This window comes from Corticimicrobacter populi, from assembly GCF_003123725.1.
Classification (GTDB): Bacteria; Pseudomonadota; Gammaproteobacteria; order Burkholderiales; family Burkholderiaceae_B; genus Corticimicrobacter; species Corticimicrobacter populi.
Genome location: NZ_QETA01000004.1, coordinates 258,676 through 275,762, shown reverse-complemented (window position 1 = coordinate 275,762; position 17,087 = coordinate 258,676). Strand labels below are relative to the sequence as shown.

The window sequence follows — 17,087 nt, the reverse complement described above, 5'->3', positions numbered from 1 at the left end:
TTATCGGGTAACCCAATGTCGCAATGGATGTTCGACCAGTCCGGCACATGCATGCACCGAGTTGATCAACCTGATCGCTTCCGATCCGGCGGTTCGCATTGTAGCGACAATTTCCTGTTTTGCCAAAACGGCGTTTTGCAGATCATGATATCCGGCAAAAAGGCATGCACCCGAGCCCGACATCCTGACCTCGACACCCAGGCCCGACAACCATTTTGCAGCTTGCGAAACAACCGGATACCGGCTGTAGACGACAGGCTGAAGATCGTTATGCCCGAACTGCCGCACCTCTTGAGGTGGCTGAAGCAAAAAATCTGTTTCAGCAGCAGGAAAGTCCGTAATTCTGACAGGCTTTGTGTCACGTGTCAACTCTTTCGCCGAAAAAATATCGACAGTCGCCACGCTCGCGCAAGGCTGTACGATCACGTAGGCCGCCTTCGGCAAGACCAGGGGCTGCAATTCCTCGCCCACGCCTTCGGCGAATGCATTCTGGCCAAAGATGAATACCGGCACATCAGCGCCCAGCCGCAGGCCCAGTTGCATCAACTGGCTGCGATCCAGGCCCGTATCCCAGAGCCGATTGAGTGCCACCAGCACGCTGGCGGCATCGCTGGAACCGCCGCCCAATCCGCCGCCCATCGGGATGCGTTTGTCCAGGCCCAGGTGGGCACCAAGCGACGTACCGGTTTCTGCCTGCAGAAGACGGGCGGCACGCAGGACGATATCCTGCTCGGGCGACACGCCGGGCAGGTCGTAGCTGCGACTGATCTCGCCATCGGCACGCACGTCGGCCTGCAGCGTATCCTGCAGGTCAATGAAGCGAAAGACAGTCTGCAGCAGGTGATAACCGTCATCACGGCGACCGACCACATGCAGGAAAAGATTGATCTTGGCAGGTGCCGGAATATCGTAAAGCGTCTTCACGACATCACCAGGCGCACCGATACCCGCCTGTCGGCCGCCTGGCGCGACAGGCGCACCAGGCCCGGCGTACCATCCTCGCGATAACGTTCCAGTGCCACTTGCCAGCCATCCTGCTCGAACCAGACCAGCCGACCCGCCGCGTCATGACGTGCCCCTTCGACAGGCGTGCCCGGAAGAGGACGCCCCTGTAGCCAGGTACGCAATCCCGAGACAGGTACATCTGCGCCCAGCACCCTGCGGGCCAGGGCATCGGGATCCTCGGCCAGCTCCACACTGCCATCGCTGCGTGTGAGCCGCGCCTGCGCAGGGCTTGCGTCGATACGCGCCAGTGTGGCCCCCATTGGGGTGGACAGGTCGAGGCGCAGCCGGGATCCTTCGTCGCGCCAGGCAAAACCACCCTGCACGGCATCCTGCTTGCCATCAGCCTGCACGACCTGCACGGCGAAGCGGCCGGTTCGCACGACGGCATGATGCGCGGCATCACCCGTGCCCAGGCTGCCCAGCGGATCCGGTGTGGCACACGCAGCCAGTGTCAGAACCACTGCCGCCATGACGCCGGCACGCACCAACCGCGAGATCGATTTGCCGCTCATGGCGCGGATACGCCCTGTGCGGGCTGCACGGAAATCAGTTCGTCGGCGGTCAGGCCAAGTTTCTTGACGGTTTCAAGCAGCACAGCGCTGTCAGGCTCCTGGCGCAATCCATCGGCCAGCAACTGGCGGGCCTCATCGAAACTGCCACGCTGCCACATCACTTCGGCCAGATGCGCGGCGATTTCCGACTCGGGTGCGATCCGGTAGGCCTGCCACAGATAATCCTGGGCACGGCCGAGATCGCCCTGCCGGAACAACACCCAGCCCATGCTGTCGAGGATGTAGGGGTTGTCCGGCATCATGTCGAGCGCCCTGGAAATCAGGGTATGCGCCTCGTCAAGGCGGATATTGCGATCCGCAAAGGTATAGCCCAGTGCGTTATAGGCATGTGCATGGGAAGGATCGATCTCGATGATCCGGCGCAGGAGGCGTTCCATCTCATCGAGTCGCCCCACCCGCTCGTACAGCATGCTCAGGTCATACTTGATCTGGGTCGCATCCGGGATGTCGACATCGGCTTTTTCCAGCACAGCAATCGCGGCCTCCACACGGCCGGCTTCACGCAGGAGCTGCGCCTCGAACTGAGCCCGCTGGATACGCTCGTCATCGTCGCGTGCCTGTGCCTGATGAACCCGATCCAGGGCAGCATCGAACTGCCCCTGGCTGGCATACAGCTGGGCCTGACGCAGGGATATCTGGAATTGCATGTCGGGGTCATCGATCATGCCCAGTTCCTGCACGGCCTGCTCGATCTTGCCCTGCTCCTGGGAAATGCGCGCCAGCAGCAAATAGGCATCAGCCTGCGCGGAAGAGGCATCCGATGCGCCATCGCCCACATCGCGCCGCCGCTGGGTCTGCACCGAAAGATACTGGTCCAGCAGCGCGCGGGCCGTATCCAGACGCTCGGACTGGTAATTGACTTCGGCCTGCAACAGCAGCAGATCGAAATCCTCGGGAGCATCGGCACGCATGAGCGTCAGCTCCTGCAGCGCATCACCGTAGCGATTGAGGTTGACGAACAGACCGACCAGTGCCAGCCGTACTTCGCGGGCACCGGGGTGGTTGCGGACAAACGTCCGGGCATCCTCGATAGCCTGCTCCTGATCCAGGTTCACGCCGTATTCGAGCACGCGCAAGGCGGCCTGCTCGGCTCCGGGCCGGGCCACCAGCGCCAGACGCGCTTCCAGCACGGCGCGATCGATTTCCTGGGCAGCAAAGGCAAGATCGGAGAGGGCCAGCCGGGCCTCGTACATCTGGCGCGTCTGATCGTCGAGTACCTGGTCAAGGATATCCAGCGCCTGCTTGCGCTGGCGCACCCGTCCCAAGACCTGCAAAGCCTGCTCCAGCGCAGCGACCTTGTCGGTGGCGTTGGTCATGCGCTGGCGCAATTCGTCCGCCAGACCGCGAGTCTGTCCATTGGCGGCACTCAGGGCCAGCACGGAGGAATCTGCCTCGGGATCGGCCGGATCGAGCGTGGCCCAGAGTCGCGCTGCCTCGAGCGCATTGACCAGGCTGCCGCCGGCCAACGAGAACTCCAGCGCACGTCTGGCCAGTCGCGGGTCGCGGGTGGACTGTGCCAGTTGGTAGAGCGTACTGGCTGCCGTGGGATAGATACCCCGCTGTGCCGCGACTTCGGACGCCAGGATGCGATAGAGGATATCGCCTGTCAGCTTGACCTCCGGCAGTTCTCCCTGGCGCAGGTGAATGCGCTCGACCTCACGGGCCGACTGCACCACTTTGGGCGTGTCGTCTGCGGCCAGCAGCCGCGAAACGTGCGTGCTGCCACTGGCCGAGCCAGTCGCCAGCAGCCCCGCTCCCAGCGAGGTCAGTAAAAACCGAACGGGATTCATCATCTGAGCATTACCGAATGAAAACTTTTCATGCCCAGGCAGGCATGAGCGGATGCGGGAATGTTAGCATCACTCCATGCCTGAGTTACCCGAAGTCGAAACAACCCGTTGCGGAATCGACGCCGTCATGACCGGCCATCCGCTGCACCAACTGGTGGTCAGACAGCCTGCCCTGCGCTGGCCCGTGCCCGCGCACCTGCCTCAGACACTGGCAGGTCATTCCGTGCTGGCTTGCCAGCGGCGGGGCAAATACCTGCTGATCCGCTTCGAGCATGGCACGCAGATCGTTCACCTTGGCATGTCCGGCTCGCTGCGCCGCACCCCCGATGACGAACTGCCCCGCAAGCACGACCACATCGACTGGATATTCGATCACGCCACTCTGCGGCTGCACGACCCGCGCCGTTTCGGTGCCGTGCTCTGGCATCCGGCCGAAGCCGGGCCGATCGAGGCACATCCGCTGCTGGCGATACTGGGCATGGAACCCTTCGACCCGGCACTGACACCCGAGTGGCTACATGGACAGTTGCACAGGCGCAGTCTGCCGATCAAGCAGGCCTTGCTTGGCGGCCACATCGTCGTCGGCGTCGGCAATATCTACGCCTCCGAAAGCCTGTTCCGGGCCGGCATCCACCCTGCTCTGCCGGCCAACAGGCTGTCGCGCCCGCGCTGCGCCCGGTTGCTGCAGGCCATTCGCGACACGCTGGGCGATGCCCTGCGTGCAGGTGGCACCACGCTGCGCGACTATGTCGGCATCGGCGGGGAACCCGGCTATTTCCAGTTCCATGCTTATGTATACGAACGCGACGGTCAGCCCTGTCGTCAGTGTGGTACGGCAATACGCCGCATTGTGCAGGGCACGCGTGCGACCTATTTCTGCCCGCACTGCCAGCCACGCCGTTGAGCGGGATAGCTGTAAAAAAGACAGTAGGAAGCATTCCCGTTTTCGGGTTAAATCGCAGCAACGCATTTTCATACCTTATTGGCACCGCCTATGGAATTCGCCCTGGTCCTTTCCCTGCTTGTCGCCTGGCTGATCGGCAGGTACATCAATGCCCGTCGCGCGATTACGCCGTTCCTGCTGGCGGCTTTCGCAGGCTGGGCCATCCACCTGCTTGGCGACGGCTACTTCGCAGTCAGCGGCGGCACCCTGGCCGGCCTGCTGGCCTTCGCCGTCTGGCAGCAACGCCAGACTGCACGACTGCACCAGCGACTGCATGCCCTTGAGGCCAGACTTGCGCAGTCATCTCCGGCTACTACCGAAGCTGCCCGGCCCCTCTCACCGGCTGCTGCCATGCCGCAACCCGAGCCGGCCAGTCTCCCCTCAACGCCTGCCGTAGCGACAACGCCCGTCCCTGTGCCGGCCCCCGCCATCACGGCGCACGCAGAAGCCGACATACCCACCCCCACCAACTCGATGGCCAGTATTGCCGCTGCCGTCCCAGTCGATACTGCAAGCGGCACAAGGCCAACGGCTACGCAGCCAGACTGGCTGGTGCGAGCCTCACGCCTGGTCCGACAATGGCTTTTCGAGGGCAACATCCCGGTCAAGATCGGCATGCTGATCCTACTGATCGGCGCGGGTGCCGCGCTGCGCTATGCCGCTCAAACCGGGCTGTTCTCCCTGCCCATGCCGCTGCGCCTAGCCATCGCGGCGCTGGCCGCACTCGGCATGCTCGGCTGGGGGCTGCGTTCGGCCAGGCAGCGCCCCACCTTCGGGCTCACGCTTCAGGGTGGCGCGCTCGGCATTCTGATGCTGATCGTATTTTCCGCATTCAGGCTTTACCACCTGCTGCCCGCTACGGTCGCACTGGCCCTGATCATCGTGCTGGTGGCCTGCGGCAGCATTCTGGCTGTGCGCCAGCATGCCCAGGCACTGGCCTTCATGAGTCTGTCGGGCGGTTACCTGGCCCCCTTGCTGCTGTCCACGGGTTCTGGCAACCATGTCGCCCTGTTCAGTTTCTATGCCGTGCTCAACGCCGCCGTGCTGCTGGTGGCCTGGCTGCGCCCCTGGCGCGCACTCAATCTGCTGGGGTTTGCATTCACATTCGGCGTCGGCACCATGTGGGGTGCACGCGCCTATCGCGACGAACTGTTTGCCAGCGTCGAACCCTTCCTGATTCTGTTCTTCCTGTTCTACGCCATCATTCCGCTGCTGTATGCCCGCACGCCGCGTGCCGTCACCAGCCGCCTGCATGCACGTCTGGACCATACCCTGCTGTTCGGCACGCCGCTGCTGGCATTCGGCCTGCAGGCGGCGATGCTCACGGGCCAGCCGATGGCACTGGCCTACAGTGCACTGGCGGTCGCCTTCGTCTACGCCCTGCTGTGTCTTTGGGCACGCCGCATCACCGGAGGACAACTGCTGTCCCAGGCACTGGCCGGCATCGCGCTGGCGTTCGTCACGCTGGCCATTCCCCTGGCCCTGTCGGCGCAATGGACCTCCACGATCTGGGCATTGCAGGGTGCCGGGCTGGTCTGGCTGGGTCAGCGCCAGTCGCGCCGTCTGCTCATACTGGCCGGTCTGCTGTTGCAGGGTGCCGCCGCCATTGCCCTGCTCGACCACATATCCTACGGTGCCATCAGCGAACTGTGGCCGCTGTCGCTCTGGTCGCTGTTCAAGCAGCCCGACACCGTGTCCTATCGACTGAGCATCGTACTGTTGTCCCTGTCGGCGCTGGTTTCGGCCTGGCTGCTGGATCGGCCTGCCCCTCGCCCGATGCCCAGGGCACAACCCATCCTGGCTGGCGTGATGCTGGTCTGGGGGCTGTTCTGGGGCTATGCACTGGGTCTCTGGGAAATTCTCTTCGAACAGAGTATCCGGCAACCCCTGCCTGTGCTGGCCGCCTTCACCGCATTGCTGGCGGGTGTGGCAGCGCTGGCCTACCGGCCCCTGGCATGGCGCAAGCTGGCCTGGCCAATGGTGGCTGCCGCCGCGCTCTGCGCCTTCTACGCGCTGCTGTCCATGTCCGACAGCCGTACGCCACTGACGCTGACCGATTGGCGCCAACTGCCCTGGCTGCTTGTTCCGGGTGCCCTGCTGCTGGCCTGCCGCGCACTGGTGGCCGGACATGCGTCGGCCCACCCCCAGGCCGAAGGCAGCCCAACCACACCGTCAAAAACCCTGCCCATCGTCCATCTGTGCATGCTCGGACTGGTCGCCATCCTGGCCAGCACGACGCTGTCGCAAGGCATGCAGACGCTGGCCTATCCGGATGCCGGTCGCCTGTCGTACTACGATGACATCATTTACCATGGCGGCCTGCTGACGCTGGGAGCCTGGGCACAACTGGCCTATTTCCTGCCCTGGGCATTCATGCTCTGGCTGGCCTGGGAACAGCCACAACGCGCCGGCTGGCCCATCGGGCAGCAATTCCTGCAGTGGTGCCGGGTCTGGCTGGTCATTGCCAGCCTGATCCCCGCCATTCTCTGGCTCAGTGCCCTGTTCCATCCTGGCGACAGCCTGCCTCTCCCGTTCTGGGTACCGGTCCTCAATCCGACCGAACTGCTCCTGTTCGGCGGCCTGGCCGGCACGGCACTGGCCATGCGCCAATCCGCACGCCCCCTGCCAGCCGCTGCATGGCTGGGCTGGAGCGCCGCCCTGTTCGCCGCCCTGACCAGCAGCGTGCTGCGTGCCTGCCACCACTGGGCCGATCTGCCCTGGCATCCTGGTCTGCTGGCCACGCCGATTGCGCAGATTTCCCTCAGCATCGCCTGGAGCATTGCCGGGGTCGTCGCCTGGATCGCCGGATCGCGCCATGGCAACCGGGCCATCTGGACCGGCGGAGCCATCCTGCTGGGTCTGGTCCTGCTCAAGCTGCTGCTGGTTGATCGCCAATACATCGGCAACCTGACCGGCATCGCATCCTTCCTCGCGGTAGGCATGCTGCTGGTCGTCGTCGGCCGCATTGCGCCCAGCCCTCCCCGCACCCCTCGTCCCGATTCGCAAGGAACACCTGCATCATGACCCGGTTCCCTCTCCGTTCGCTTCAGCTCCTCCTGCTGGGTTTGGCCCTGACCGCAGGCCAGACGGCCCATGCCGGTGCACAGGATTATGCGCAGCAATGGCCGCTGCAGGCCGATGCGCAGAACGGCGCGCATCTGCTGACCCTGCCCGTCGAGGTCTACGCAAACACCGTGCGCCCCGATATCAGGGATATTGCCGCATTCAACGCTGCAGGCCAGGAAATCCCGCTGGCCCCCTGGCGTGACGCAGCCTATACGGAACAATCCTGGCGTCCTGCAGAGTGGCTCGCCATCCCGGCGTCGGGCAAGCCAGGCACAGTGCAGCCTGGCGACGATCTGTCGCTGCGGCTGGAACGCGATGCCGATGGCCGCCTGCGCAAGCTGGACATCAACACAGCCGCAGCCGGTTCCAACACCCAGTCCGGCCCGCCAGATCTGCTGTTGGATGCCGGCAATCAGGCACCTGATGCCATCAAATTGATTCTGGCACCGGCACAGCAGGCCCCCGTACAGGTCGAATTCGACGTACTGGCCAGCGACGACCTGGCAGACTGGCACACACTGGCACCACGCCAGCGCATCCTGCTGCTGGATGACAATGGCCTGCGCATCGAACGCCTGCAGGTCGATCTGCCTCTCACCCGAGCCCGCTATCTGCGGTTGCATCCCACTGGGGCCCAGGCATGGCCGGCCTTGCGAGGCATCGAACTGCGGCACACTGCCGCCACCCTGCAACAAGTCCCCTTGCAGAATCTGTCGTTGCAAGCCGAGCCATCGACTGACGCAAACACGCAGGCCGGCACATTCGACTATCGCAGCACAGGGCGCTATCCCGTCACCCAGTTCAATGTCGAGCTGGGTGCAAACCAGGTCAGCGCGCTCGAAATCCAGAGCCGCGCCACAGCAGACGCGCCCTGGCGCACGGTGGGCGGACTGACGGCCTTCTCGCTGCGCCAGCCCGGTGCAGAACCGGCCACCCACTCGCCACAGATGCTGGCCAGCAACCGCGATACCTACTGGCGTATCGTCTCGCGCCCGGCATTGCCGCAGGCTCCGGTACTGCAACTGTCCTATCGGCCGGACCGCTTCCTGGTGCTGCCCCAGGGCGATGCACCCTACCTCCTCGCTGCCGGCAGCCGACGGGCCGAGCGTGCCGACTACCCCATCGACGGTCTGCTGGCCTCGGGCACCATCCAGCGCGATGCCGTCATGCTGCCGGTCGCCAGCCTGGGGGCCATGGAGACTGCAGGCGGGCAGCGCGCGCTCACGCCGGCAACCGCCGATGAAATCGATGCAGGCATGCGCTGGCAATGGGTGCTCTGGCTGGTTCTGGTCGCCGGTGTGGCGCTGGTCGTCTGGATCACCCTTCGTGCCATGCGCACGCCGCAGAAGTAGCCTTGGCTCACCCTTGCCAAATCAGAATCACGACATGAAAGCGGAAATCATTATCCGGCCCATCGACCAGGTCTGGCAGGACCCGCAGTCGTTCTGCATGACGGAGTTCATCCGGGATGAGCTCTTTTACTATTTCAAATGCTGGGACTATCAGTCCATGCTTGACGGAAAAGTTCAGGATGCAGGTTTTCTAGGCTGCTTCACTATCGAGAATATGCTGGCAATCAGGCATACCCGCTTTACCAAACAGACGACCTATCCCGTTGAGACGGAGCATGACTGCAAATGCTACTACTACGAAATCACCCATTCGCCGTGGCTGCGCGACACCCTCGCAAATCGCACCCAGCACGACCCGGACTGGGCTGATGCCAACCAGCAGCACAGCTACCGGCACTTCGTGCTGGAAAATGCAAAATACTGGGTTGAAGTCATTGGTTCCAATCTGGTGTTCGAGAAAAGAAAAAAGGACAGGCAACGAATGCAGTTGTGGAAGCACTTCTGACATCACCTAAGGACATCATTAAAAAACCGGGCAGAAATTATTTCCGCCCGGTTTTTTTCGGTCCTGAGAACATACCAGACCGACTGCCACCCAACTGCTTACTTCGGGGCCGACGAACGGATCAGGTAGTCGAAGGCGCTCAGCGCCGCCTTGGCACCTTCGCCCGCAGCGATCACGATCTGCTTGTAGGGCACGTTGGTGACATCGCCTGCCGCAAACACACCCGGCACATTGGTTGCGCAGCGTGCATCGATCTCGATTTCACCATGTTGCGTACGCTTGACCGTTTCGCCCAGCCATTCGGCATTGGGCACCAGACCGATCTGCACGAACACGCCTTCCAGCTCGACATGATGCGCTTCGCCGGTCGCGCGGTTCTTGTACGACAGGCCATTGACCTTCTGGCCGTCGCCGGTGATCTCGGTCGTCTGGGCCTGCGTCAGGATCTCGACGTTGGGCAGACTGCGCAGCTTGCTCTGCAGCACGGCATCGGCGCGCAGGGCATCGCCAAACTCGATGAGTGTCACATGCGCCACCACGCCCGCCAGATCGATGGCCGCCTCGACGCCGGAGTTGCCGCCGCCGACCACCGCCACGCGCTTGCCCTTGAACAGGGGACCATCGCAGTGCGGGCAGTAGGCCACACCCTTGTTGCGGTACTGCTGCTCACCCGGCACGTTGATCTCGCGCCAGCGGGCACCCGTCGCCAGGATCACGCTGCGGCTCTTGAGCACTGCACCACTGGCCAGTTCCACCTCGATCAGGTCGCCGGCACGCAGGGATTGCACGCGCTGCACGTTCATGATGTCGACGTCATAGTCCTTGACGTGCTGTTCCAGCGCAGCCGCGAACTTCGGGCCTTCGGTATGCGGCACCGAAATGAAATTCTCGATGCTCATGGTATCCAGCACCTGGCCACCGAAACGCTCCGCCACCACGCCGGTGCGGATGCCCTTGCGTGCGGCATAGACAGCCGCCGCCGCACCTGCCGGGCCCCCGCCGACCACCAGCACGTCGAATGCTTCCTTGGCGCTGAGCTGCTCTGCCTTGCGGGCACCAGCACCGGTATCCAGACGTGCCAGGATTTCCTCGACACCGGTACGGCCCTGGCCGAACACTTCGCCATTGAGATAGACCGTCGGCACGGCCATGATCTGGCGACGCTCGACCTCATCCTGGAACAGGCCGCCGTCGATGGCGACATGGGTGATGCGCGGATTGATCACCGCCATGGCGTTGATGGCCTGAACCACGTCCGGGCAGTTCTGGCAGGTCAGCGACATGTAGGTTTCGAAGTGGAACTCACCTTCGAGCGCCGCCACCTGATCGATGACATCCTGGTCGAGCTTGACCGGGTAGCCGCCGACCTGCAGCAAGGCCAGTACCAGCGAAGTGAATTCATGCCCCATGGGAATGGCGGCAAAGACCACGCCGGCCTGTTCGGCATCCTGACGCGCAACCGAGAACGAGGGACGGCGCACATCGTCGCCCTCGAAACTTTCGATCAGTTCGATCCGGCTAGACTGGCTGGCCACGTCCTGCAGGAACGTACGCATTTCGCGCGAATGATCACCATCATCCAGATGCGCAACGATGCGGATCGGCTGAGTGATCCTTTCCAGATAGGTTTTCAACTGGGCCTTGAGGTTTGCATCCAACATAATGACGACTCCAACGAAATGCGTTTTGTACGGGCGACCGGCGGCGAACCGCTGTGCATCACAGCCGCCCGGCTCTGCATGAGCCACGATGAGTATAGGAATAAAGCGACGGCACCATCATGATCCGTATCATGGCCGGGCCGGCATGCGACAACCGGCCAGAGACACGGCCGCCGCATGGAAAGAAATCGCCTGCGACGGGCCAGGCCCGTCGGCAGGGAGGAACAGGACGCCGCTACGGACCGGACGCCCTGTTGCCGGTCTGGGTGATCAGATCTTGCCGACCAGGTCCAGCGAGGGGGTCAGGGTGGCGGCACCTTCCTGCCACTTGGCGGGGCACACTTCACCCGGGTGCGAAGCCACGTACTGGGCTGCCTTGACCTTGCGCAGCAGCTCGCTGGCGTCACGGCCGATACCGTTGTCGTGGATTTCGAGAACCTTGATCTGGCCTTCGGGGTTGATCACGAAGGTGCCGCGCAGGGCCAGGCCTTCTTCTTCGATCAGCACGTCGAAGTTGCGCGCCAGCGTGGCGGTGGGATCACCGACCAGGGGGTACTTGACCTTGGCGATGGCTTCGGACGTGTCGTGCCAGGCCTTGTGGGCAAAATGGGTGTCGGTCGACACGCCGTAGATTTCGACGCCCAGCTTCTGGAACTCGGCGTGATGGTCGGCCAGGTCTTCCAGTTCGGTCGGGCAGACGAAGGTGAAGTCGGCCGGGTAGAACACGATCACGGACCACTTGCCCTTGAGGGTTTCGTCGCTGACGGGAACGAACTTGCCATTGTGGTAGGCAGTAGCGTTGAACGGCTTGATCTGGGTGTTGATAAGGGACATTTCCTGTTTCCTCACAATGGGTTGAAAAACAATCGGGGAGGGCTTGAAGCACTGCTTGCCGATCCATGGTTCACATGATGCCTCAAATCGACCGATATGTAAAATTGATTAATTCCATATTTGCGATTGTCATGAGCTATCAATGTAGATGAATTCGATAAACCCTTTGCATCATGCCGCGAAAAGGCTGGCGTCATCCGACCACTTTCATATGAATATATAACGCTGTCATTTTTTCTTCATCCGCCGGTCACGGTGATGTCATTCGCGCTGCCTACGCTACGGCCTGTTCATATGAAAACAAAGATGCCGTCAAATGAATCTCTCGACACGCAAGGATCACATCGTCGCGATGCTGCGCAGCCACGGTGCCATGAGCGTAGACCGTCTGGCCGGACATTTCAAGGTCACGCCCCAGACCATCCGGCGCGACCTCAACCAGCTCTATGAAGCCAACCTGCTGCGCCGCCGCCATGGCGGTGCCGAACTGATCGCACCACAGCTCAACCAGCCCTACGACACCCGCCGCATCAGCAACTTCGATGCCAAGGTCCTGATCGGTCAGGCGGTCGCCAGTCTGATCCCCGACCATAGCTGCATTCTGCTGGGCTTCGGCACGACGCCGGAACAGGTGGCGCTGGCCCTGGCGCGACAGCAGCGACGCCACCTGACCGTCGTCACCAACAACCTGCGGGTCGCCCTGGCGCTGGGCCAGGACGACACCCACCGCATCGTGATGCCGGGCGGCGAATTGCGCATTCCCAATCCCGAGATCCTCGGGACCGAGACAGAACGGCTGTTTCGCAGCTTCCGGGCCGACTTCGGCATTTCGGGTGTGGGCGGCGTCGATCCCGATGGTGCCTTGCTGGACTTCGACCGCGCCGAAGCCGCCTGCCATGAGGCGCTGCGCGAGAGTTGCCGGACCCGCATCCTGATTCTGGATCACTCGAAATTCGGTCGGACGGCCCCCGTGCGCAGCGGCCATATCCGCGACCATGAAATTCTGGTCACGGACAGCGCATTGCCCGACGGTTTCGAGAACGTCATGACAGAGACAACGCGCCTGATGATTCCACAGGCACAAGGACAGGAACTATCTGCATGAATCACGCACCCCTGGCACATGCCACTGCCCACCTACATCCCACGCCCGCCATCCGCCTGCGCCAAGTCAGCAAAAGCTGGGGCGAACAGGTGGTCATCCCCGGCCTCGACCTGGATATTCCGCGTGGCGGCCTGACGGCCCTGCTGGGCCCCTCCGGCTGCGGCAAGTCGACGCTGCTGCGACTGATCGCCGGCCTGGAGCACCCCGACAGCGGCAGTGTCGAGATCGACGGCCACGATGTCACGGCAGCGCCGCCGGCACAGCGCGGATTGTCGATGGTCTTCCAGTCGTATGCCCTGTTCCCGCACCTGAGCGTGGCCGAAAATATCGTGTTCGGCCTCAAGGTCCGTTCCCTGGCACGTGGCGAACGGGAACACCGGCTGCAGGAAGCACTGCGCCTGACCAACCTGGCCGGACTGGAACAGCGCAAGCCGGCCCAGTTGTCGGGCGGACAACGGCAGCGCGTAGCGCTGGCACGATCCATCGTCTCGGGCCATTCGCTGTGCCTGATGGACGAACCGCTGTCCAACCTGGATGCCAAACTGCGCCACAGCGTACGCCATGAAATCCGTTCGCTGCAGCAGCGCCTCGGCATGACAGTGGTCTATGTCACCCATGACCAGACCGAGGCGCTGGGCATGGCCGATACGGTCGTGCTGCTCGACCAGGGACGCATCGCTCAGCAGGGCGCGCCAGCCGAACTCTACAACCAGCCACGCAACACCTTCTGCGCCACGTTCATCGGCACGCCTCCCATGATGCTGCTCGACAGCAGCTATGTCCCGGCAGAATTGCTGCCCCATCATGATGGCAGCACGACGGGCGGCCCCCTGCGCATCGGCGTGAGGCCGGAACACCTGCTCCTGGGCGATGTCGCTGCCGGCCGTATCCCGGTCATCCTGCGGCACAGGGAGTTCCAGGGAGCCGAGGCCTATGCCTATCTGGAGCTGCCCGATGCCAGTCAGATCATCGCCCGCATCGCCCATGGCTTGCCGGCACTGCCGGGGGCTCGCCTGGGGCTGTCCTGGCACACCGTGCATGCCCATTACTTCGCGCCCGACAGCGGTCGACGCCTTGACCTGCCACATACCGGTACGGCAGACCATCAGGCACAGCCCCACACGACACAAGACGATTTCCGACCGGTCGCGCAATACGCCTGACCGTTTTCCGCACCACGACCTGCAAAGAGGTTTCCAATGCTACGCAAGTTCCTGACCGGCGCATCCTGCGCCGCGCTGTTCGGCCTGGGCACGCCTGCCATGGCACAGACCGACCTGACCATGTACTACCCCATCTCCGTCGGCGGCCCGCTGACCGATGTGGTGGACGGCATGATCAACGCATTCCAGCAGTCCCACCCCGACATCCGCGTCAAGGCCGTCTATTCGGGCAACTACGACGAAACCCGCGTACGCGCCCTGTCGGCGCTGCGTGGTGGCGAACCGGTCCAGCTCTCGGTGCTGGGCGCGCTCGATACGCATGACCTGGTGGAACAGGGACTGGTCGAACCTTTCGACCCGATTGCCACCGAAGCCGACGAAAAGGCCTGGCTGCAAGGCTTCTATCCGGCACTGATGGCCAACGGTACGCTCGACGGCCACGTCTGGGGCATTCCGTTCCAGCGCTCGACCATCGTCATGTACTACAACAAGGACATGTTCCGCGCCGCCGGTCTGGACCCCGAGCAGCCCCCGCTGACCTGGACCCAGATGGTCGAAATGGGCCAGAAGCTGACCCAGCCGGGCCGCTATGGCGTGATGATCCCCTCCACCGGCTATCCGTACTGGATGTTTCAGGCGCTGGCGATCCAGAACGGCCAGAAGCTGATGAACGACGCCGGCACCGAGGTGTTCCTGAACACCCCGGCCTCGGTCGAGGCACTGGCATTTTTCCGTGATCTGGCCGCCAAATACAAGATCAGTCCAGCCGGCACCATCGAATGGGGCACGCTGCGCCAGGCCTTCGTACAGGGCCAGACGGCCATGATGTGGCACACCACCGGCAACCTGACGGCCGTCCGCCAGGAAGCCAAGTTCGACTTCGGCGTCGCCATGCTGCCGGCCAACGTACAACCCGGCTCGCCGACCGGCGGCGGCAACTTCTACCTGTTCAAGGGTGCCAGCGATGCACAGAAGAAAGCCGCGTTGACCTTCATCCGCTGGATGACCGCCCCCGAACGCGCCGCGCAGTGGTCGATCGCCACCGGCTATGTCGGCACCAGCCAGGCAGCCTACGAGACACCTGCCCTGCAGACATATGCCAGCGAGTTCCCGCAGGCCCTGGTGGCACGTGACCAGTTGGCTGTCGCTATTCCGGAGTTCGCCACCTACGAGACGGCCCGTGTGCGCGAACTGCTCTCGAATGCGGTGCAGGCGGCACTCACCGATGCCAAGACCCCGCAGGCGGCACTGGACGAAGCCCAGGCACAGGCCGACCGGCTGCTGCGTCCTTTCCGTTGATCCGGGACCTGCCATGATTGCTGTCCAGTCCTCGCATACGCAGCGCCTGCAAAGCCTCTACGGCTGGATGCTACTCGGCCCGGCACTCATCCTGCTGACGCTGTTCGCCTTCCTGCCGGCCCTGCATACCCTGCAGGCCAGCCTGATGACGCGCAGTACGGCGCGGCGCCCTTCGGTATTCGCGGGGCTGGACAACTATGCCAGCCTGACGGCCGATCCGGTCTTCTGGCAGGTATTGGGCAACAACCTGCTGTATGCCGCAGTCACCATCCCGGTGTCGATGATCCTGGCGCTGGGCATGGCGCTGTGGGCCAATGCAAAGCTGCCGGCACGCGGCTTCGTACGCTGCGCCTATTTCACGCCGACCATGCTGCCCATGATCGCCGCCGCCAACCTCTGGCTGTTTTTCTACACGCCGGGCCTGGGCCTGCTGGACCGCTTCACGGCGCTGTTCGGCATGGCCTCGACCAACTGGCTGGGCCAGCCGGAGACGGCACTCTGGGCCATCATGGCCGTGACGGTGTGGAAAGAGGCCGGCTTCTTCATGATTTTCTACCTGGCAGCACTGCAGACCCTGCCGCCCGACCTGCGCGATGCCGCACGCATCGAAGGTGCCAGCCGCTGGACTTATACCCGACGGGTCGTACTGCCGCTGCTGATGCCAACTACCATATTCATCCTGATCAATGCCCTGATCAATTCGGTCAAGCTGATCGACCACCTGTTCATTCTGACCAAAGGTGGCCCCAACAACGCTTCCAAGCTGGCCCTCTACTGGGTCTGGGAAATGGCCTTCGCCTACCTGGATACCCCTGCGGCTGCAGTCATGACTGTGCTGCTGCTGGTTTCGCTGGCCCTGATCGCCGCCATCAAGTTCCGCTGGCTGGATCGCCGCACCCACTACCAATAAACATCAGTACGAACACCATGACTGCCCTGCATCTCTGGCGCGAACGCGCCATCCATCTGCTCGACAGCGCCGGTGCGCTGCTGCTGGCCCTGCTCTGGATTACACCATTGCTGTTTGCCACCTGGGCCGCACTGCGTACCCCCGAGGCTGCGCTGGGCTTTGACTGGCAGCAAGGCTGGACGCTGGACAACTTCGTACAGGCCTGGGCGCGCGCGCCGTGGCCGCGCTATTTTCTCAACACCACCTTGCTGGTCGGACTGATCCTGGCAGGCCAGTTCCTGCTTTGCACACTGGCTGCCTATGCCTTTGCCCGCTTCGAATTTCCCGGCAAGCAGGCTGTCTTCCTGTTGATCCTGGCCCAGCTTTTCATCCTGCCCGAAGTGCTGATCGTGGAAAACTACGCCACCGTGGCCCGGCTGGGCTGGATCGACAGCCTGCTGGGCATGGGTGTGCCTTATATGGCCAGCGCCTTCGGGATCTTCCTGCTGCGCCAGACCTTCATGCAGGTGCCGCGCGAACTGGAGGATGCGGCCCGTATCGAGGGCTGCGGCATGATGGGCGTACTGTGGCGTGTCTATATCCCGGCGGCGCGTCCGGTCTATATCGCCTATGCCCTGGTCTCCGTCGCCACCCACTGGAACAACTTCCTGTGGCCGCTGGTGATCAGCAGTACCGACAGCACACGGCCACTGACCGTGGGCCTGTCGCTGTTCGGCGCGCCAGAGAGCGGCGTCAATATCGCGCTGATCGGTGCCGCCACCCTGATGACTGTCGCACCGCTGCTCATCGGCTTTCTGATCTTCCAGCGCCAGTTCATCCAGGCTTTCCTGAGAGCCGGTATCCGTTGACTACGCGCCCTGCCCGTGCGCCCGCCCCCTTGAG

At 63.1% G+C, this 17,087-nt stretch carries 14 protein-coding genes; 9 read left to right on the top strand and 5 right to left on the bottom strand.

Going from position 1 to position 17,087, the window contains the following annotated elements:
• The 3 genes from ispE to DD235_RS11270 are packed head-to-tail and all read right to left on the bottom strand — an operon-like array spanning position 1 to position 3,370.
• Entirely contained in the window at positions 1-924 is a 924-nt protein-coding gene (gene ispE / locus DD235_RS11280) for a 4-(cytidine 5'-diphospho)-2-C-methyl-D-erythritol kinase (RefSeq protein WP_109062177.1), read from the bottom strand.
• The gene (lolB, locus tag DD235_RS11275) at positions 921-1,517 is read right to left on the bottom strand and encodes a lipoprotein insertase outer membrane protein LolB (protein ID WP_109062176.1); all 597 of its coding nucleotides are present in this window, start codon (positions 1,515-1,517) and stop codon (positions 921-923) included. The genes ispE and lolB overlap by 4 nt, the downstream gene beginning before the upstream one ends.
• Positions 1,514-3,370, bottom strand: a complete 1,857-nt coding sequence (locus tag DD235_RS11270; protein WP_109062175.1) for a tetratricopeptide repeat protein — start codon at positions 3,368-3,370, stop codon at positions 1,514-1,516. The genes lolB and DD235_RS11270 overlap by 4 nt, the downstream gene beginning before the upstream one ends.
• 73 nt (positions 3,371-3,443) lie before the next feature.
• On the opposite strand from DD235_RS11270, the gene mutM reads away from it, so the two are divergent.
• The 4 genes from mutM (at position 3,444) to DD235_RS11250 (ending at position 9,233) form a co-directional block, all read left to right on the top strand.
• Entirely contained in the window at positions 3,444-4,271 is an 828-nt protein-coding gene (mutM, locus tag DD235_RS11265) for a bifunctional DNA-formamidopyrimidine glycosylase/DNA-(apurinic or apyrimidinic site) lyase (protein WP_109062174.1), read from the top strand.
• Positions 4,272-4,361: 90 nt separating this feature from the next.
• Positions 4,362-7,334, top strand: coding sequence for a DUF2339 domain-containing protein (locus tag DD235_RS11260; protein WP_109062173.1), 2,973 nt, complete (start codon positions 4,362-4,364; stop codon positions 7,332-7,334).
• Entirely contained in the window at positions 7,331-8,728 is a 1,398-nt protein-coding gene (locus DD235_RS11255) for a DUF3999 family protein (RefSeq protein WP_109062172.1), read from the top strand. The genes DD235_RS11260 and DD235_RS11255 overlap by 4 nt, the downstream gene beginning before the upstream one ends.
• 34 nt (positions 8,729-8,762) lie before the next feature.
• Positions 8,763-9,233: a hypothetical protein gene (locus DD235_RS11250; protein WP_109062171.1), complete on the top strand. Its 471-nt coding sequence runs from the start codon at positions 8,763-8,765 to the stop codon at positions 9,231-9,233.
• A 98-nt stretch (positions 9,234-9,331) separates the two neighbouring features.
• Here DD235_RS11250 and ahpF read toward each other — a convergent pair whose 3' ends face one another.
• Positions 9,332-10,894 carry an alkyl hydroperoxide reductase subunit F gene (gene ahpF, locus DD235_RS11245; protein WP_109062170.1) on the bottom strand — a complete coding sequence of 521 codons (1,563 nt, stop codon included), beginning with the start codon at positions 10,892-10,894 and terminating at the stop codon, positions 9,332-9,334.
• Positions 10,895-11,164: 270 nt separating this feature from the next.
• Entirely contained in the window at positions 11,165-11,728 is a 564-nt protein-coding gene (gene ahpC / locus DD235_RS11240; RefSeq protein WP_109062169.1) for an alkyl hydroperoxide reductase subunit C, read from the bottom strand.
• Between the two features lie 316 nt (positions 11,729-12,044).
• On the opposite strand from ahpC, the gene DD235_RS11235 reads away from it, so the two are divergent.
• From DD235_RS11235 to DD235_RS11215, 5 genes are read left to right on the top strand one after another with little or no spacing between them, the layout of a single operon-like run.
• Positions 12,045-12,833, top strand: a complete 789-nt coding sequence (locus tag DD235_RS11235; protein ID WP_109062168.1) for a DeoR/GlpR family DNA-binding transcription regulator — start codon at positions 12,045-12,047, stop codon at positions 12,831-12,833.
• Positions 12,830-13,996 (top strand): ABC transporter ATP-binding protein, encoded by a 1,167-nt coding sequence (locus DD235_RS11230; protein WP_109062167.1) that lies wholly within the window; start codon positions 12,830-12,832, stop codon positions 13,994-13,996. Before DD235_RS11235 ends, DD235_RS11230 begins: the two co-directional genes overlap by 4 nt.
• 36 nt (positions 13,997-14,032) lie before the next feature.
• Positions 14,033-15,295, top strand: a complete 1,263-nt coding sequence (locus DD235_RS11225; protein ID WP_109062166.1) for an ABC transporter substrate-binding protein — start codon at positions 14,033-14,035, stop codon at positions 15,293-15,295.
• Between the two features lie 13 nt (positions 15,296-15,308).
• Positions 15,309-16,205 carry a carbohydrate ABC transporter permease gene (locus tag DD235_RS11220; RefSeq protein WP_109062165.1) on the top strand — a complete coding sequence of 299 codons (897 nt, stop codon included), beginning with the start codon at positions 15,309-15,311 and terminating at the stop codon, positions 16,203-16,205.
• A gap of 17 nt (positions 16,206-16,222) precedes the next feature.
• Positions 16,223-17,053 carry a carbohydrate ABC transporter permease gene (locus DD235_RS11215; protein ID WP_109062164.1) on the top strand — a complete coding sequence of 277 codons (831 nt, stop codon included), beginning with the start codon at positions 16,223-16,225 and terminating at the stop codon, positions 17,051-17,053.
• Positions 17,054-17,087 lie beyond the last annotated feature (34 nt).